14 protein-coding genes are annotated in these 15,849 nt (G+C 62.5%); 12 read left to right on the top strand and 2 right to left on the bottom strand.

From position 1 onward, the window contains the following. Window positions 1–224 precede the first annotated feature (224 nt). Window positions 225–1,169 carry a LysR family transcriptional regulator gene (locus VGO04_RS04425; protein ID WP_327494749.1) on the bottom strand — a complete coding sequence of 315 codons (945 nt, stop codon included), beginning with the start codon at window positions 1,167–1,169 and terminating at the stop codon, window positions 225–227. Between the two features lie 240 nt (window positions 1,170–1,409). Between VGO04_RS04425 and VGO04_RS04420 the strand changes: the two genes are divergently transcribed. The 7 genes from VGO04_RS04420 to VGO04_RS04390 all read left to right on the top strand — a co-directional run bounded on the left by VGO04_RS04420 (window position 1,410) and on the right by VGO04_RS04390 (window position 8,889). Then, on the top strand, window positions 1,410–2,615 hold the full coding sequence (locus tag VGO04_RS04420; protein ID WP_327494748.1) for an ABC transporter substrate-binding protein: 1,206 nt from the start codon (window positions 1,410–1,412) through the stop codon (window positions 2,613–2,615). Between the two features lie 4 nt (window positions 2,616–2,619). Further along, window positions 2,620–3,402, top strand: coding sequence for an ABC transporter ATP-binding protein (locus VGO04_RS04415; protein ID WP_327494747.1), 783 nt, complete (start codon window positions 2,620–2,622; stop codon window positions 3,400–3,402). 1 nt (window position 3,403) lies between these two features. Beyond that, a complete protein-coding gene (locus VGO04_RS04410; protein WP_327494746.1) occupies window positions 3,404–4,105 on the top strand; it encodes an ABC transporter ATP-binding protein in 702 nt (233 codons plus the stop codon). A gap of 3 nt (window positions 4,106–4,108) precedes the next feature. After that, the gene (locus VGO04_RS04405) at window positions 4,109–4,996 is read left to right on the top strand and encodes a branched-chain amino acid ABC transporter permease (RefSeq protein WP_327494745.1); all 888 of its coding nucleotides are present in this window, start codon (window positions 4,109–4,111) and stop codon (window positions 4,994–4,996) included. Next, complete coding sequence (locus tag VGO04_RS04400) at window positions 4,989–5,984, top strand: branched-chain amino acid ABC transporter permease (RefSeq protein WP_327494744.1); 996 nt, start codon at window positions 4,989–4,991, stop codon at window positions 5,982–5,984. Before VGO04_RS04405 ends, VGO04_RS04400 begins: the two co-directional genes overlap by 8 nt. A gap of 87 nt (window positions 5,985–6,071) precedes the next feature. Further along, window positions 6,072–7,667 carry a GMC family oxidoreductase gene (locus VGO04_RS04395; protein WP_327494743.1) on the top strand — a complete coding sequence of 532 codons (1,596 nt, stop codon included), beginning with the start codon at window positions 6,072–6,074 and terminating at the stop codon, window positions 7,665–7,667. Between the two features lie 211 nt (window positions 7,668–7,878). Beyond that, on the top strand, window positions 7,879–8,889 hold the full coding sequence (locus tag VGO04_RS04390) for a Tim44 domain-containing protein (RefSeq protein WP_414650512.1): 1,011 nt from the start codon (window positions 7,879–7,881) through the stop codon (window positions 8,887–8,889). A gap of 62 nt (window positions 8,890–8,951) precedes the next feature. Here the strand turns inward: VGO04_RS04390 and VGO04_RS04385 are convergent, their stop codons facing one another. Continuing rightward, the gene (locus tag VGO04_RS04385; RefSeq protein WP_327494741.1) at window positions 8,952–9,848 is read right to left on the bottom strand and encodes a LysR family transcriptional regulator; all 897 of its coding nucleotides are present in this window, start codon (window positions 9,846–9,848) and stop codon (window positions 8,952–8,954) included. On the opposite strand from VGO04_RS04385, the gene VGO04_RS04380 reads away from it, so the two are divergent. From VGO04_RS04380 to VGO04_RS04360, 5 genes are all read left to right on the top strand, one after another. Further along, the gene (locus VGO04_RS04380; RefSeq protein ID WP_327494740.1) at window positions 9,816–10,457 is read left to right on the top strand and encodes a DMT family transporter; all 642 of its coding nucleotides are present in this window, start codon (window positions 9,816–9,818) and stop codon (window positions 10,455–10,457) included. The two genes, VGO04_RS04385 and VGO04_RS04380, sit on opposite strands and share 33 nt — an antisense overlap. A gap of 245 nt (window positions 10,458–10,702) precedes the next feature. Further along, a complete protein-coding gene (locus VGO04_RS04375) occupies window positions 10,703–11,908 on the top strand; it encodes an MFS transporter (RefSeq protein WP_327494739.1) in 1,206 nt (401 codons plus the stop codon). A gap of 102 nt (window positions 11,909–12,010) precedes the next feature. Then, window positions 12,011–13,489, top strand: coding sequence for an aldehyde dehydrogenase family protein (locus tag VGO04_RS04370; RefSeq protein WP_327494738.1), 1,479 nt, complete (start codon window positions 12,011–12,013; stop codon window positions 13,487–13,489). Between the two features lie 116 nt (window positions 13,490–13,605). After that, window positions 13,606–14,526, top strand: a complete 921-nt coding sequence (ppk2, locus tag VGO04_RS04365; RefSeq protein ID WP_327494737.1) for a polyphosphate kinase 2 — start codon at window positions 13,606–13,608, stop codon at window positions 14,524–14,526. A 121-nt stretch (window positions 14,527–14,647) separates the two neighbouring features. Beyond that, window positions 14,648–15,490, top strand: coding sequence for a MurR/RpiR family transcriptional regulator (locus tag VGO04_RS04360; RefSeq protein ID WP_327494736.1), 843 nt, complete (start codon window positions 14,648–14,650; stop codon window positions 15,488–15,490). Window positions 15,491–15,849: the final 359 nt, after the last annotated feature.

The following is a 15,849-nucleotide window of genomic DNA, read 5'->3' as shown; positions in this document are numbered from 1 at the left end:
GCGCCGCCGCCCTCGTCAGTGATCGGGCTTATAGACCCACCCACTCCGACACGTCAACAGCGTTCTTCAAAAAACTGTCAAAAATCGACAATACATTGATTTTTATAGAGATTTTCGGCTGTTGATAATTTCGGCAGATTTTGAGGATCAAAACGGCGGGCTTTCAGGGCGCAAATCACCCGTTTGCGCCCAACAGATCCCCGCTCACCACCAAGCGGTACGCATTACGGCCGTGACATGCGTCGCGGGCTTGCTGCCAAAGGTGTCGCTTCGCGGGTGAAATAGCCCCGGTTCTCCCGTGCAATCTGCATCAGGAATTCACGTACCGCCCTCACCCGAGGCACCGCCACCAGGTCCCGGTGGCAAACCATCCAATAGGTGCGTTTGAGCTCGATCTCTTCCGGGAGGACGATTTCGAGGTCTTTTTCCTCCCGCGCCATGAAGTGCGGCAACACGCAAAGTCCGAGACCCTGACGCACCGCCTTCAGCTGGGTGAGAATGCTCGAACTCTGGAAATGAGCCCGCAGTCCCGGCTGCAGCTCGCCGAGATAATCGAGACCCGGAGCAAAGATCATGTCTTCGATGTAGCCGACGAAACGGTGCGCTGCCAGGTCGTTACGGCTCGTGATCGGCGCGTGCTTGGCCAGATAGCTGCGCGCGCCATAGACATGCAGAGTATAGGGGGTCAGCACCTCGGAATGGTAAGGTCCGGCCTTCGGCGCCGTCAGTGCCACCTGGATATCCGCCTCCTTGCGCGACAGCGACATGATCTGCTGGATCGCCACCAGCTCGAGCGAGACGTTCGGATAGCTGGCGGCAAAGTCTGCCAGCCGATCCGCCAGGAAGAAGTTGCCGAAGCCTTCAAGCGTACTCAGCCGCACGACGCCACGCTGCGCCGTCAGGCCGTCGCTGATGTCGAGCTGCAGTTGTTCGGTCTCGCGCTCGATCCGTTCGGCGGTCTCGACGAAGCGCTGGCCCATGCCGGTCAAGACGTAGCCGCGCGGATTGCGCTCGAACAGCTTGACCTTCAGCGCGAATTCCAGCCGGTCGATGCGCCTGGATACCGTGGCATGACTGGTTCTTAAGCGCCGTGCCGCCGTCGACAATTGCCCGGTGCGCGCCACCGCGAGAAAGAACTGCAGATCGTCCCAGGTGAAATTCGGATTCATCGCCACTCCCCATCTGTTCGAAAATGAACAGACCCTGTTTGCAATTTACGGTCGCCGGCGCTTGCATCCAAGCGCTTTTTTCCGGATTGTAACGGACAGAGCCGACATCTGAGGAGCATGTCTGGCCAAATATGAACAGAACGAAATAGACGATCCGACATCGCCAAGGGTGTTTCGGAGCTGCGCATCCTTTTGCGCGCTGTTTCGCCATCGTTCACGGGATCTCTGGAGGAGGACATGATGACGAAGAAACTGATCATTACGCTCGCCGCAATGCTTGCCAGCAGCACGGCCGCCTTCGCCGACGCATCCGACGGCAAGGTCAAGATCGGCATCTTGAACGACCAGTCCGGCGTCTACGCCGATTTCGGCGGCAAGTCCTCCTATGAGGCAGCCTTGATGGCGGTCGAGGATTTCGGCGGCAAGGTGCTGGGCGCGCCGGTGGAAGTGATCACCGCCGACCATCAGAACAAGGCCGATATCGCCTCCAACATCGCCCGCCAATGGTACGACACCGAGCAGGTCGACAGCATCATGGAACTGACCAGTTCCTCGGTCGGCCTTGCGGTGCAGGCGCTGTCGAAGGAAAAGAAGAAGATCACCATCAACACCGGCGCTGCCACCACCGAGCTCACCGGCAAGCAGTGCTCGCCCTATGGTTTCCACTGGGCCTATGACACCCATGCGCTTGCCGTCGGCACCGGCGGCGCGCTGGTCAAGCAGGGCGGAGACAGCTGGTTCTTCCTGACGGCCGACTATGCCTTCGGCTATTCGCTCGAGGAAAACACCGGCAATTATGTCAAGCAAAACGGCGGTACCGTCGTCGGCTCCGTGCGTCATCCGCTGGCGACCACCGACTTCTCCTCCTTCCTGCTGCAGGCGCAATCGTCCGGTGCCAAGGTGATCGGCCTGGCCAATGCCGGCCTCGATACCTCGAACGCCATCAAGCAGGCGGCCGAATTCGGCATCGTCCAGGGCGGCCAGCGCCTGGCGGCGCTGCTCTTCACGCTTGCCGAGGTCCATGGCCTCGGCCTCGAAGCGGCACAAGGGCTGACGCTCACCGAGGGCTTCTACTGGAACCGCAACGAGGAGAGCGCCAAGTTCGGCAAGCGCTTCCTGGAGCGCACCGGCAAGATGCCGAACATGGTTCATGCCGGCACCTATTCGGCCGTGCTTTCCTACCTGAAGGCGATCGAGAAGGCCGGCACCGACGATGCGGATGCCGTTGCCAAGGAACTGCGTGCGCTACCGGTCAACGATGTCTTTGCCGAAAACGGCAAGGTCGCAGAGAACGGCCGCATGATCCACGACATGTACCTGCTCGAAGTGAAGAAGCCGGACGAAAGCAAGGAACCCTGGGATTACTTCAAGGTGCTCGCCACCATTCCGGGCGCCGAAGCCTTCATCGATCCGGCCAAGAGTGGCTGCGACCTTGTAAAGTCCTGACGCAATGAGTGCACCGGTTCACGAACCGAACGGCGCGCCGCGGGTGGTTCTCTCCGCCCGCGGGCTGCGCCGTGACTTTGGTGGCTTCACCGCCGTCAACAACGTCAATCTCGACGTCCACCACGCCCGCGTGCATGCGCTGATCGGCCCGAACGGCGCCGGCAAGACGACGGTCTTCAACCTCTTGACCAAGTTCTTGCAGCCGACCGACGGCACGATCACGCTGCTTGGCGAGGACATTACCCGTACCTCACCCGACAAGGTCGCGCGCATGGGGCTGGTGCGCTCGTTCCAGATCTCGGCCGTCTTTCCGCATCTGACCGTGCTCGACAATGTGCGCGTCGCGCTGCAACGGCCGAACGGGCTTGCGACCCAGTTCTGGAAACCGATGTCGGCACTCGACGGCCTCAATGCCAAGGCCGACCAACTGATCCGCTCCGTCGGCCTCGACCGCGAGCGCAACGCCCTTGCCGCTGACCTTTCCTATGGCCGCAAGCGCGTGCTCGAAATCGCAACGACGCTGGCACTCGATCCCAAAGTGCTGCTGCTCGACGAGCCGATGGCCGGCATGGGCCATGAGGATGTCGGCATGGTCGCCGAGATCATCCGCGAAGTAGCCCGCGAGCGTGCCGTGCTGATGGTCGAGCACAATCTCTCCGTCGTCTCGACGCTTTGCCATCAGGTCACGGTTCTTCAGCGCGGCGAGATTCTTGCCGAAGGCGACTATGCGAAGGTGTCGGCCGACCCGCGCGTGCGCACCGCCTATATGGGTACCGAGGAGGCCTGAGATGAAACCACTGTTGAAAGTGTCCGGCCTCAACGCCTGGTATGGCGAAAGCCACATCCTGCACGGCGTCGACCTGACCGTCGGCGAAGGCGAGATGGTCACGCTGCTTGGCCGCAACGGCGTCGGCAAGACGACGACGCTGCGCTCGATCATGGGCATCGTGCGCAAACGCAAGGGCGAGATCAGCTTTGGCGGCGCGGACCTGATGAAGGTGCCCTTGCACCGGGTCGCCCATCACGGCCTCGGCTTCATTCCCGAGGAGCGCGGCATCTTCTCGACGCTGTCGGTCCATGAAAACCTGCTCTTGCCGCCGGCTGTCGCCAAGGGCGGCATGACGATCGACGAAATCTTCGAGCTTTTCCCGAATCTCTACGAGCGCCGCAGCAGCCCCGGGACGAAACTTTCCGGCGGCGAACAGCAGATGCTGGCGATCGCCCGGATCCTGCGCACCGGCGTGCGCATGATGTTGCTCGACGAGCCGACCGAGGGGCTTGCCCCTGTCATCGTCCAGCGCATCGGCGACGTGCTGAAAACCTTGAAACAGCGCGGCATGACCGTGCTTTTGGTCGAACAGAACTTCCGCTTCGCGAGCAAGGTTGCCGACCGCTTCTACCTGATGGACCATGGTCAGATGGTCGGCGAGTTCCCGGTTTCGGAGCTCTCTGCCCGCATGGACACGCTGCATGATGTGCTGGGGGTCTGAGCCATGAGCACGATATTTGGAATTCCGCTGCAGGCCTTTCTCGGGCAATTGCTGATCGGTCTCATCAACGGCTCGTTCTACGCTCTGTTGAGCCTCGGCCTTGCCATCATCTTCGGCCTCTTGCGCGTCATCAACTTTGCCCATGGCGCGCAATACATGCTCGGCGCCTTCTTCGCCTGGCTGCTGCTGTCGCACTTCGGCCTCGGCTACTGGCCAGCGCTGATCGTGGCACCGGTCGCCGTCGGCCTCGTCGGCGCCCTGATCGAGCGCACGATGCTGCGTCGGCTCTATACGCTCGACCCGCTCTACGGCCTGCTCTTCACCTTCGGCCTGGCGCTGACGATCGAGGGCACGTTCCGCTATCTCTACGGCGCCTCCGGCCAGCCCTATGCGACACCGGCAGCGCTTGCCGGCGGGATCAATCTCGGCTTCATGTTTCTGCCCGTCTATCGCGGCTGGGTGATCGTCTTCTCGCTTGTCGTGTGCATCGGCACCTGGCTGGTGATCGAAAAGACCAAGCTCGGCTCCTATCTGCGCGCGGCCACCGAAAACCCGGTGCTGGTGCAATCCTTCGGCATCAACGTGCCGTTCCTCCTAACGCTCACCTATGCGCTCGGAGCGGCACTCGCCGCCCTTGCCGGGGTGCTCGCCGCCCCGATCTACCAGGTCTCGCCGCTGATGGGCTCCAACATCATCATTGTCGTCTTCGCCGTGGTGGTCGTCGGCGGCATGGGGTCGATCATGGGCGCGATCGTCACCGGCTATCTGCTCGGCGTTGCCGAAGGACTGACCAAGGTCTTCTATCCGGAGGCCTCCAACATCGTGATCTTCGTGATCATGGCCATCGTTCTCCTGATACGGCCGGCAGGCCTCTTCGGCCGGGATGCTTGATATGACGCTGACACTCGACATCGAAAAACCGAAGGAAAAGAGCCCGGCCGTCGTCCAGACCGTGTTCCTTGGGGTCGGCCTGGTGCTTCTGATGCTGGCGCCGCTGTTCTTCTATCCCGTCTTCCTGATGAAGCTTCTTTGCTTCGCGCTCTTTGCCTGCGCCTTCAACCTGTTGCTTGGCTATACCGGCCTGCTCTCCTTCGGCCACGCGGCCTTCTTCGGAGGGGCTGCCTATTTCACCGCGCATGCGGTCAAGGAATGGGGGCTGCCGCCGGAAATCGGTATTCTCGTCGGCGTCGCCGGCGCCGCATTCCTTGGCCTGATCGTCGGCTTTCTCGCGATCCGCCGGCAGGGCATCTACTTTGCGATGATCACGCTGGCGCTGGCGCAGATGTTCTATTTCTTCTGCCTTCAGGCGGAGTTCACCAAGGGTGAGGACGGCATCCAGTCCGTGCCGCGCGGCCACCTCTTCGGTTTCATCGATCTCAGCCAGTCGACGAACATGTATTACTTCGTGCTCGGCGTCTTCGTCATCGGTGTCGCCATCATCTGGCGCATCATCCATTCGCCCTTCGGCATGATCCTGAAGTCGATCCGCGAGAACGAGACGCGCGCCGTGTCGCTCGGCTATTCCGTGCGCAACTACAAGCTCGCCGCCTTCGTCATGTCGGCAGCGCTCACCGGCCTTGCCGGCGGCGTCAAGGCGCTGGTCTTCCAGTTTGCAACGCTGACGGATGTGGGCTGGCAGATGTCGGGCGAGGTGATCCTGATGACGCTTCTTGGCGGCATCGGCACGCTGATCGGCCCGCTCTTCGGCGCCGGCCTCGTCGTGACACTGCAGAACTATCTCGCGACCTCTGAATTCCCGGTGACGATCATTACCGGCCTTGTCTTCATGGTCTGCGTGCTGGTTTTCCGCCGCGGCATCGTCGGCGAGTTCTATCATTCGCGGCTCGGCCGCAAACTCGGTTTTGAACACAGACAATAGTGGGCCCTCCCCACCCCGACCGGGTGGGACGGAGCCATAGCCCGATCCGGATCCAAAGGATCGAGCCCCGAACATTGAGAGAGAACCATGGACACGTTCGACTACATCGTCGTCGGGGCGGGGAGCGCCGGCTGCGTGCTTGCAAACCGCCTTTCCGAAAACCGGGAACATCGCGTGCTGCTTTTGGAAGCCGGCGGTCGCGACAACTACCACTGGATCCATATTCCGGTCGGCTATCTCTATTGCATCAACAACCCGCGCACCGACTGGTGCTTCACCACCGCTGCCGAAGAGGGTCTCAACGGCCGCTCGCTCGGATACCCACGCGGCAAGGTGCTCGGCGGCTGCTCGTCGATCAACGGCATGATCTACATGCGCGGCCAGGCTGACGATTACGACCACTGGCGCCAGCTCGGCTGCGCCGGCTGGGGCTGGGACGACGTGCTGCCGCTCTTCAAGAAATCCGAAGACCACTATCGCGGTGCCAACGACATGCACGGGGCCGGCGGCGAATGGCGGGTGGAAAAGGCGCGCGTGCGCTGGGACGTGCTTGATGCGTTCCAGAAGGCGGCAACCGAGGCCGGTATTCCCGAGACCCCGGACTTCAACCGAGGCAGCAACGAGGGCTCGGGCTATTTCGACGTCAACCAGCGCGCCGGCATTCGCTGGAACACCGCAAAGGCCTTCCTTCGGCCGGCGCAGAAGCGCGGCAACCTGACGGTTCTGACCAAGGCGCATGTGCGCAAGCTGATCATCGAAGGCGACCGCATCGCAGGCGTCGAGTTCCAGCACGATGGGGTGGTCAAACGCGCCCGTGCGACGCGTGAGACCGTGCTTTCCGCTGGCGCCCTCGGCTCGCCGCAGATCCTCGAACTCTCCGGCATCGGCCGCGGCGACGTGCTGCAGGCAAACGGCATCGAGGTTCGACACGAACGCGCCGGCGTCGGCGAGAATTTGCAGGACCACCTGCAGCTGCGCATGGCCTACAAGGTGACGGGCGTGCCGACCCTCAACGAAAAGGCCAATTCGCTGATCGGCAAGGCGTCGATCGGGCTTGAATATCTGCTGAAGCGGTCCGGCCCGATGGCAATGGCGCCGAGCCAGCTCGGTATCTTCACCCGCTCGGGCCCCGAGAAGGAAACGCCCGATCTGCAGTATCACGTGCAGCCGGTCTCGCTCGACAAGTTCGGGGAGCCCGTCCATTCGTTCCCGGCGATCACCGCCAGCGTCTGCAACCTGCGACCGGAAAGCCGCGGCTCGGTGCACCTGAAAGGGGCGGACTTTGCCGCAGCGCCCGACATCCGGCCGCGCTATCTGACGGCCGAGGCCGACCGCAACGTCGCAGTCAACGCCATCCGATTGACGCGGCAGATCGTCAAGCAGCCGTCCTTCGCCCGTTTCAACCCGGTCGAGTTCAAGCCGGGTCCTTCCTATGAGACGGAGGATGATCTCAAGCGCGCGGCCGGTGACATCGGCACCACGATCTTCCACCCCGTCGGCACCTGCCGTATGGGGGCTGATCCCGAAAGCGTCGTCGATCCGGAACTGCGACTGCGTGGCCTCAAGGGCCTGCGCATCGCCGATGCCTCGATCATGCCGACGATCACCTCAGGCAACACCAATTCACCGACGATCATGATCGCTGAAAAGGCGGCCGGCATGATTTTGGCAGCCAATCGCTAAGCCCCTCGAAGGTGCTGATTCCATGCCGGATTCGCCGCCTGGAGCGGCGGCGGATAACGGTAAACTGGCCAAAAAGCGACGCGAAAAGCTTAAATCTCAAGCCTTGAGCCCCTATATCAGGCCCTGATGGCTCGGTTTTCGAGCCCAAGCAAGATTAGGGGTTTCAATGGCAATGCAGCGATTTGGGCGTTTTGGACGAACTCTGGCAATGATGGCGATCGGCATGGTCGTCGCGCTGACCGTTGTGGACGTCGCCGAAGCGCGGCGTTCGGGCGGTGGCTTCGGCAGCCGCGGCACCCGCACCTTCTCGCAGCCGGCGACCACCAACACCGCGCCGACCAGCGCCGCACCGATTGACCGTTCGATGACGCCGCGTCAGGACGCTGGCCCCGCAGCCACCAATCCGGCAGCCGGCCAAACGCGCCCGGCGACCAACGCCACCCAGCCGAACGCCCGTCCGGGCTTCTTCAGCGGCTTCGGCGGTTCACTGCTCGGCGGCCTGATGGTCGGCGGCCTCATCGGCATGCTGATGGGCGGCGGCTTCGGCGGTGCGGCCGGCTTCCTCGGCATGATCGTGCAGATGCTTCTGATCGGCGGCCTGATCATGCTCGCCATGCGCTTCTTCGGCCGCAACCGTCAGCAGACGGCCTATGCCGGCCCGTCCGAGCGCTCGTCGAGCCAGTCGCCGGCAGGTGGCATGCCGTCGTTTAAGATCCCGAGCATCGGCGGCGGTCAGCAGGGCGCACAGGCATCCGCACGCCCGATGGCTGCTCCGGTGCAGGCGCCCGTCACCGACGGTCCTGCGGATGAGATCGGCATCGAACAGGCCGACCTCGAACAGTTCGAAAAGATGCTGAAGGACGTCCAGGCAGCCTATGCCGCCGAGGACTACGGCACGCTGCGCCGCCTGACGACGCCGGAAGCCATGTCCTATCTCGCCGAGGAACTCAGCGACAACGCGACCAGCGGCGTGAAGAACGATGTGCGCGACGTGCACCTGGTCCAAGGCGACGTGTCCGAGGCCTGGTCGGAAAACGGAACCGAGTTTGCGACCGTCGCGATGCGCTACGAAAGCATCGACGTGATGCGCGACCGCGCCACCGGCAAGGTGATCAGCGGCGATCCGGATAACCTGACCGAAGCCGTCGAGCTCTGGACGTTCGTCCGCAAGCCGGGCGCTGAGTGGCAGGTCTCGGCGATCCAGGGCGTCAGCCACGACTGACGTGCCCGTGACGTGAAATGACGAAAGGCCCGGTCGGCTCTGCCGCACCGGGCCTTTCCTTTTCATCGTCGCGCGATTGCCAAATCCGCCTCCGGCGGGACAAGGGCCTGGGCGATCAGGTCCCGGAGCCAGCGATGGGCGGGGTCGGCATCGCGCCGGCGGTGCCAGATCTGTCGAAAGGCAAAGGGCGGGATGGCGAAGGGTGGGTCAAACACGGTCAGCGGGCCGGCCTCGGCGTCGCGCGGTAGAATGCGGCGCGCGACCGTCAGCACCAGATCGGTTCCAAGCACAAGCCCGGGCGCCACACTCCAATGCGGCAATGCCAGCGCAATGCGGCGTTTGTGGCCCCCGGCCGCCAGCGCCAGGTCGATCTCGTTGCCGGTATCGCCGCGCAGCGAAACGAGAATGTGCGGCCTTTTCAGATAGGCGGGAAGATCCATCGTCTTTTCGCCATCCAAGCTCGCGGCATCGGCCAGGCAGGCGAAATCTTCCTCAAACAGCAGCGACGTCCTCAAATCCTCCGTCAGTGTCGGGAACACCCCGAGTGCCAGATCGATCTCGCCGTCGACGGCCTGTGCCATCATCACTTCGCGGCTCGCCTGGCCGACCAGGAGGTCGACGTTCGGCGCCTGCCTGCGCAGCACGGCCATCAACTGCGGAAGAAGGACGAGCGCCGCATAGTCGGACATCGCCAGCCGGAAGACATGGCGCTCCTGCGAGGGATCGAATGCGTGAGAGCCCATCAGCTGGCGCATATGCGCGAGCGCCTCGGTGAGCCTCGGCGCAATCTCGAGCGCCCGCACCGTCGGCTGCAGCTGCCCGCCATGCCGCACGAGAAGCGGATCGTCGAAGAGAGCCCGCAAGCGCGCGAGCGCATGGCTGACCGCCGGCTGGCTCTTGTTCAGCCGGATGGCGGCGCGCGACACATGACGTTCCGCCAGCAGAGCGTCGAGCACCACCAGCAAATTCAGATCAACAGCACCAAGATTATTCATATGGCGAATATAGCATGTGAGAAGTTGGAATTTCCATTCTTGAAATGGATCAGCGACAATGGGTCAATCAAGAAGGAAAAAACAATGCCCACGCTCTCCTCCCTCCTCATGCTTGCCGCGGCGATCTTCGCCGGCGCCGTCGTCCCCCTCCAGGCCGGCGCCAATGCCACCCTTGGTCGCCTCCTCGGCCATCCGCTTTGGGCAACAGCCGTCTCACTTGGCGTCAGCCTCGCGCTTATCCTACCGATGCTGATCGCCTTTAGGGCGCCGTTGCCCAGTCTCGCGGTGGCATTCAAGGGTCCGTGGTGGATCTGGATCGGCGGATTTGCCGGCGTGATCTATATCACTGCGGCTCTCCTCCTTGCGCCGAAGCTCGGCGCGGCAAGCTTCATCGTCGCCGTCATCGCCGGACAGATGGCCATCTCCATGCTCGTCGACCATTTCGGCCTGATGGGTTTCCCGCTGAAGCCGGTCAACGCCGCGCGACTGACCGGCCTGCTGCTGATCGTCGGCGGCATGATCGTCACGCAGCTCGCCAACGCTCCCGCGGCGCTGGCTGGTGCGACGCGATAGTCGTGTCGATCGGCCAGCCACATTCACCCGACTGGTGCTTGTCACCCACGAAACCCGCGTGGTAGACGATGCTCATGTCGAGCGAACCCCATTTGATGGCCTGATCTGCCCCGCAAGGCGGGGCTTGCAGCTGTGAGCCCAGAACCGTCCGCCCTTTGAGCGGACACGTTTCTTTCGCATCGATCCTCACACCTACGCTATTCCGGCTGATCCGGGATCGATTGCCTGCCATCAGGCTCACCATCATGACCAATTCCAACCTTTGGGGCGATGCCACCTTCCGGCGTGTCAGCCTCGTTCTCGCCGTCGATTCGTTCTGCTCCTGGATGCTCGTTGCCGCGCTGCCGCTCGCTGTTGCGACCCGCTTCGGCGCAGGAGCGGAGCTCATCGGCAGCCTTGTCCTTCGCCTCCTACCAAGCATCCTGCTTGCGCCGTTCGCCGCCGCGTTGCTGCGGCGCGTCGGCTCACGGCGTCCGCTCCTATGCGCCCTTGCAATCACCGCCGTCGCGATCCCCGGCCTGACGCTCGCTCCGGATGTCGTGACGTTGCAGATGATCGTCTTGGCCATTGGCCTTGCGGATACGGTCATCACGCCGGGCCTGTTGACGCTCCGCGCCACCGCCATTCCGGCCGGCCGCAACATGGAGGCCAACACGGTCTTCCAGACAATCGACCGCTTCGCCAAGATCTTCGGACCGCCAGCGACAGGTCTTCTGGCCACGACGACGTCGATTTCGACCACGTTTTTCGCATTGGCACTCGCTCAGATGGTTGCGGTCGTTCTGTTGATGCTCCAGCCAGGCGACAAGCCGGTGCAGCAGGAGCCAGCAACCTCTCGCGCCCCGCGCTTCGCTCGCGAGGCAAGTGCGATCCTGCACGAGAACCCTGTGCTATGGGCTTTGCTCCTGCCCGCCTTCGGCTACATGGTCTCACTGGGTGCGCTGCAACCGTTCCTGTTCTGGCTCAATCGCGACCAGTTCCGTCTCGGAGCCGAGATGTGGACTTTGCTTCTGGCGGCGCAAGGTGCCGGCGCCCTGATTGGCGCGATGGTCTCGCATCGGCTGGCTGGTCTTCTGGCCGATACGCGTGCACTGCTCGTCGCCTACCTCATTGCCAGCCTGCTCGAAGGCCTCTCGACCTTCGCACTGGTCTTTGCGCCCAACCACCTTGTGGCCAGTGGGCTGCTCGTCATCGGCGGCATACCGGAAATGATCGCGTTCGCGGCCTATTTTACCATTGTGCAACGCTGTCTGTGCCTGGAACGCCAGACGGTCTTTTACGCCCTCAGTCTGCCGCTGATGGATCTCTTCCTGACGGCCGGCATCCTCTCCGGAGTTCTGTATACGGGCGGCCACATGACACTTGGGCAATTCTGGCTGTTTGCCTGCGCCTGCGCAGTCCTTCCGGTTCTACCCTTCCTCGCACGGCAACGGCGCGCAGGCGACGACTGAACTGCCGCAGGAACCAAAAACATCAACGCCAGCCGTAACTTGCGGCTGGCGCGTTTCGTTTTCACTGGCCATACTCGCTCCGGGCTTTTTAAGGGGTATGGCATGCAGGATCGGTTGTTCATCGACGGCAAATGGGAGAAACCACGGCGCGGCGGCACGCTCGACGTCATTGATCCGGCGACGGAGGAGATCATCCATCGCGCGCCGGCAGCAACCTATGAAGACGTGGACCGGGCAACCAAGGCAGCCCGCATCGCCTTCGACAGTGGCCCCTGGCCGAAACTCTCCGGCGCCGAGCGTGCGACCTATCTCCGGGCGATTGCGGCCAAGATAGAAGAGAAGCGCCATTCACTGGCACGGCTCGAAGTAGCCGACAACGGCAAACCGCTGCCCGAAGCGCTCTGGGACATCGACGACGCCGCCGGTTGCTTCCGCTATTATGCCGGCCTCGCCGAGGAACTGGACGCTGACCTGGAAGAGACGATTGCCGTCGGCGACAACCGATTCACTTCGCGTGCAGTGCGCGAGCCGCTTGGCGTCGTCGGCGCGATCACGCCCTGGAACTATCCATTGCTGATGGTGTCCTGGAAGGTCGCCCCGGCGCTTGCCGCCGGCTGCACCGTCGTGCTGAAACCGTCGGAACTGACACCGTTGACGGCGCTTGAACTCGGCGTGATTGCCGAAGAGGTCGGGCTGCCGTCCGGTGTTCTCAATATCCTGACCGGTACCGGTATGGAGGCCGGCCAGCCGCTGACCGAGCATCCGCTGATCGACAAGCTCGCCTTTACCGGTTCGGTGGCGACCGGCCGCAAGGTGATGATGGCCGGTGCCCAGGACATCAAGAATGTCAGTCTCGAACTCGGCGGCAAGTCACCCTTCGTGATCTTTGCCGACAGTGACATCGACAAGGCCGTCGAATGGATCATGTTCGGCATCTTCTGGAACCAGGGCCAGGTCTGCTCGGCCACCTCGCGCGTTCTCGTCGAGGAGGAGATCTACGAGACCGTCGTCAAGCGCCTCTGCGAGGAGGCCGCCAAGATTACCGTTGGCAACGGGATCGACGACGGCACCCTGCTTGGCCCGATTGTTTCCAAGGGGCAATACGACAAGATCATGGGCGCCATCGACCGTGCCCGGCAGGACGGTGCCACGGTCGCCACCGGCGGCGGACGCCCAGCCGGCCTCAACAGCGGCTACTTTATCGAACCGACGGTGCTGGTGGGCATGCGCGAGGACAGCTTCGTCTGGCGCGAGGAGATTTTTGGCCCCGTCGTCTGCGTCAAGCCGTTTAGCGATGAGGCGGACGCGGTCCGCATGGCCAACGACAGCCGCTTCGGGCTCGCTGCCGCCGTCATGTCGGCCGACAGGGATCGCTGCGAGCGCGTAGCTCGCGCCTTCCGTGCCGGCATCGTCTGGATCAACTGCTCCCAGCCGACCTTCACCGAGGCGCCCTGGGGCGGCTACAAACAATCGGGCATCGGCCGAGAACTCGGCCGCTGGGGGCTTTCCAACTATCTCGAGACCAAGCAGATCACCAGCTTCGACGCGGACGAGCCCTGGGGCTGGTATCTCAAGGAATAACTGCAATCGGGGCGCAGAAGCCCCGGCGTCAAATTCCCTTCATGCGGCTGTGAAATAAGCCGACTAATGATAGCAGCTGAGAGCTGCCATCGGACGCACTGTATTCGGAGGGTCAGATGAACAGGTCGAACGACGAGATCGAAACGCAGGATTGGCTGGAAGCGGAACTCGCCGACACGCTCGACGAGGACTACGAGCTCGAGCTTTCCGAACCGGCGCTGTCGGAGGAGATCCGCAAGATCTACCGCAAGAGCCACCCGCCGACGATCCCGCGCATCGACTACTTCCGCACGCTCTTGCGGCTGCAGTCTGAGTTGATCAAGCTGCAGGACTGGGTGGTCTACCACAAGGAAAAGGTGGTGGTGATCTTCGAGGGCCGTGATTCCGCCGGCAAGGGCGGCGTCATCAAGCGTATTACCCAGCGGCTCAATCCGCGCGTCGTGCGCGTCGCCGCACTGCCGGCGCCGTCCGACCGCGAAAAGACGCAATGGTACTTCCAGCGCTACGTGCCGCACCTGCCGGCCGGCGGCGAGATCGTTCTCTTCGACCGCTCCTGGTACAACCGCTCCGGCGTCGAGCGCGTCATGGGCTTTGCCACCGAAAACCAGGTCGAGCAGTTCTTCGACGACGTGCCGGAATTCGAGCGCATGCTGGTGCGTTCGGGCATCAGGCTGGTGAAATACTGGTTCTCGATCACCGACGAGGAGCAGCAGATGCGCTTCCTGGTGCGCATTCACGACCCCTTGAAGCAGTGGAAACTCTCGCCGATGGACCTGCAGTCGCGGGTCCGCTGGGAGGCCTATACCAAGGCCAAGGAAGAGACCTTTGCCCGCACCAACATTCCCGAAGCCCCCTGGCACATCGTCGAAGGCAACGACAAGAAGCGCGCCCGGCTGAACTGCATCGACCACCTGTTGACCCAGATCCCCTACGAGGATGTGCCGCACGAGGAAATCTCGCTGCCGGAGCGCGTTTTCAATCCGGACTACGAGCGCAAGGTGCTGCCGCCGGAACTCTACGTGCCGTCGAAATACTGACGCGCGCAGCCGCCCTGCCGATCGGCAGCAGTTGAAAGCGAGGCGGTACCCGCCCGCCTCGCTTGCAATATCCCCCTGAAAATCAGAGATTGCCGTGAAACGACAGTTTCATGGAAATCGCATGGGCCCCAAAGAACGCTCCTTCCTCACCCGTGTCCGCCAGGTACTGCCGGACCTGCATCCAGCCGAGCGGCGGCTCGGGGATTTTCTCTGTGACTTTCCCGGTGAAGTCGCGAGCTACTCAGCCCAGGAACTCGCGGCGCTCGCGCATGTCTCGAAGGCGACGGTGTCGCGCTTCATCCAGCGGCTCGGCTACGACAATTACGAGGAAGCGCGCCGCCATGCCCGCGCCGACAAGCAGACGGGCTCGCGCCTTTTCCTCGCAACCGCGACCGACAGCGGCGGTGAACAGTCGCTCACGTCCCATGTGGCCCAAGGCGTCGCCAACATCGAGGCGACCTTTCTCGCGATCTCCGAAACCCAGGTGACGGCGGCGGCAACGGCCATTCTCGCCGCCCGCAAGGTCTGGGTGATCGGCTTTCGCGCCAGCCATTCCTTTGCCACCTATCTGCAATGGCAGATGACCCAGGTGATCGAGAACATCTCCGCCATTCCCGGCGGCGGCCAGACGCTCGGCGAGCACCTGGTCAGTATCGCCAGGGACGATGTCGTCATCCTCTTCGGCCTGCGCAGGCGCGTTTCGCTGATGGAACCCATTCTCGCGCAGCTCGAAAAATCCGGCGCGCGGCTGCTTTACATCACCGATGAGGGCGTACCCTTCCTCAACCAGGCGGAATGGCATTTCCGCTGCCAGACACTGGCACCAGGCCCGCTCTTCAACCACGTCTCGGTCATGGCGCTTTGTCATCTGCTCACCACCCGGTGCATCGAAATCGCTGGCACCGCCGGCCGCAATCGGCTGCGCGGCATCGAAGCCATCAACGATGCGCTTGAGGAATTGTGAGCGGCGATTGGGCATTTGCCTGAAATGCCAGAACATTTTTCGGGCACAAGAAATCTGAGTTTCAGACGCCGTTGCGACAACGATCCGCCGCCAAAGCTCTGACGTAAAACGAGAAACTACAGTTTCTCATGAGATGGCACGAAACCTGCATTCCCTACACTGTTCTGCGAAGGTCCTGATCCTTTCGCAGCGCGTCATAGAATCTTCTATGAAACTGCGATTTCATGATGTAGATTTCATGAAACTGAGTTTTCACATTTTCACGTTGTTAAGCCATAAAGGGGAACGAACCATGGCAGCGGAAAATATGGTGCCTTCCGGCAGGTCATCGCCGGTCATCAGACAGTTGGAATCAGCCT

The sequence above is a fragment of the Ensifer sp. genome, from assembly GCF_035999185.1.
GTDB lineage: Bacteria > Pseudomonadota > Alphaproteobacteria > Rhizobiales > Rhizobiaceae > Ensifer.
This window is presented reverse-complemented; position numbering and strand designations above follow the sequence as displayed.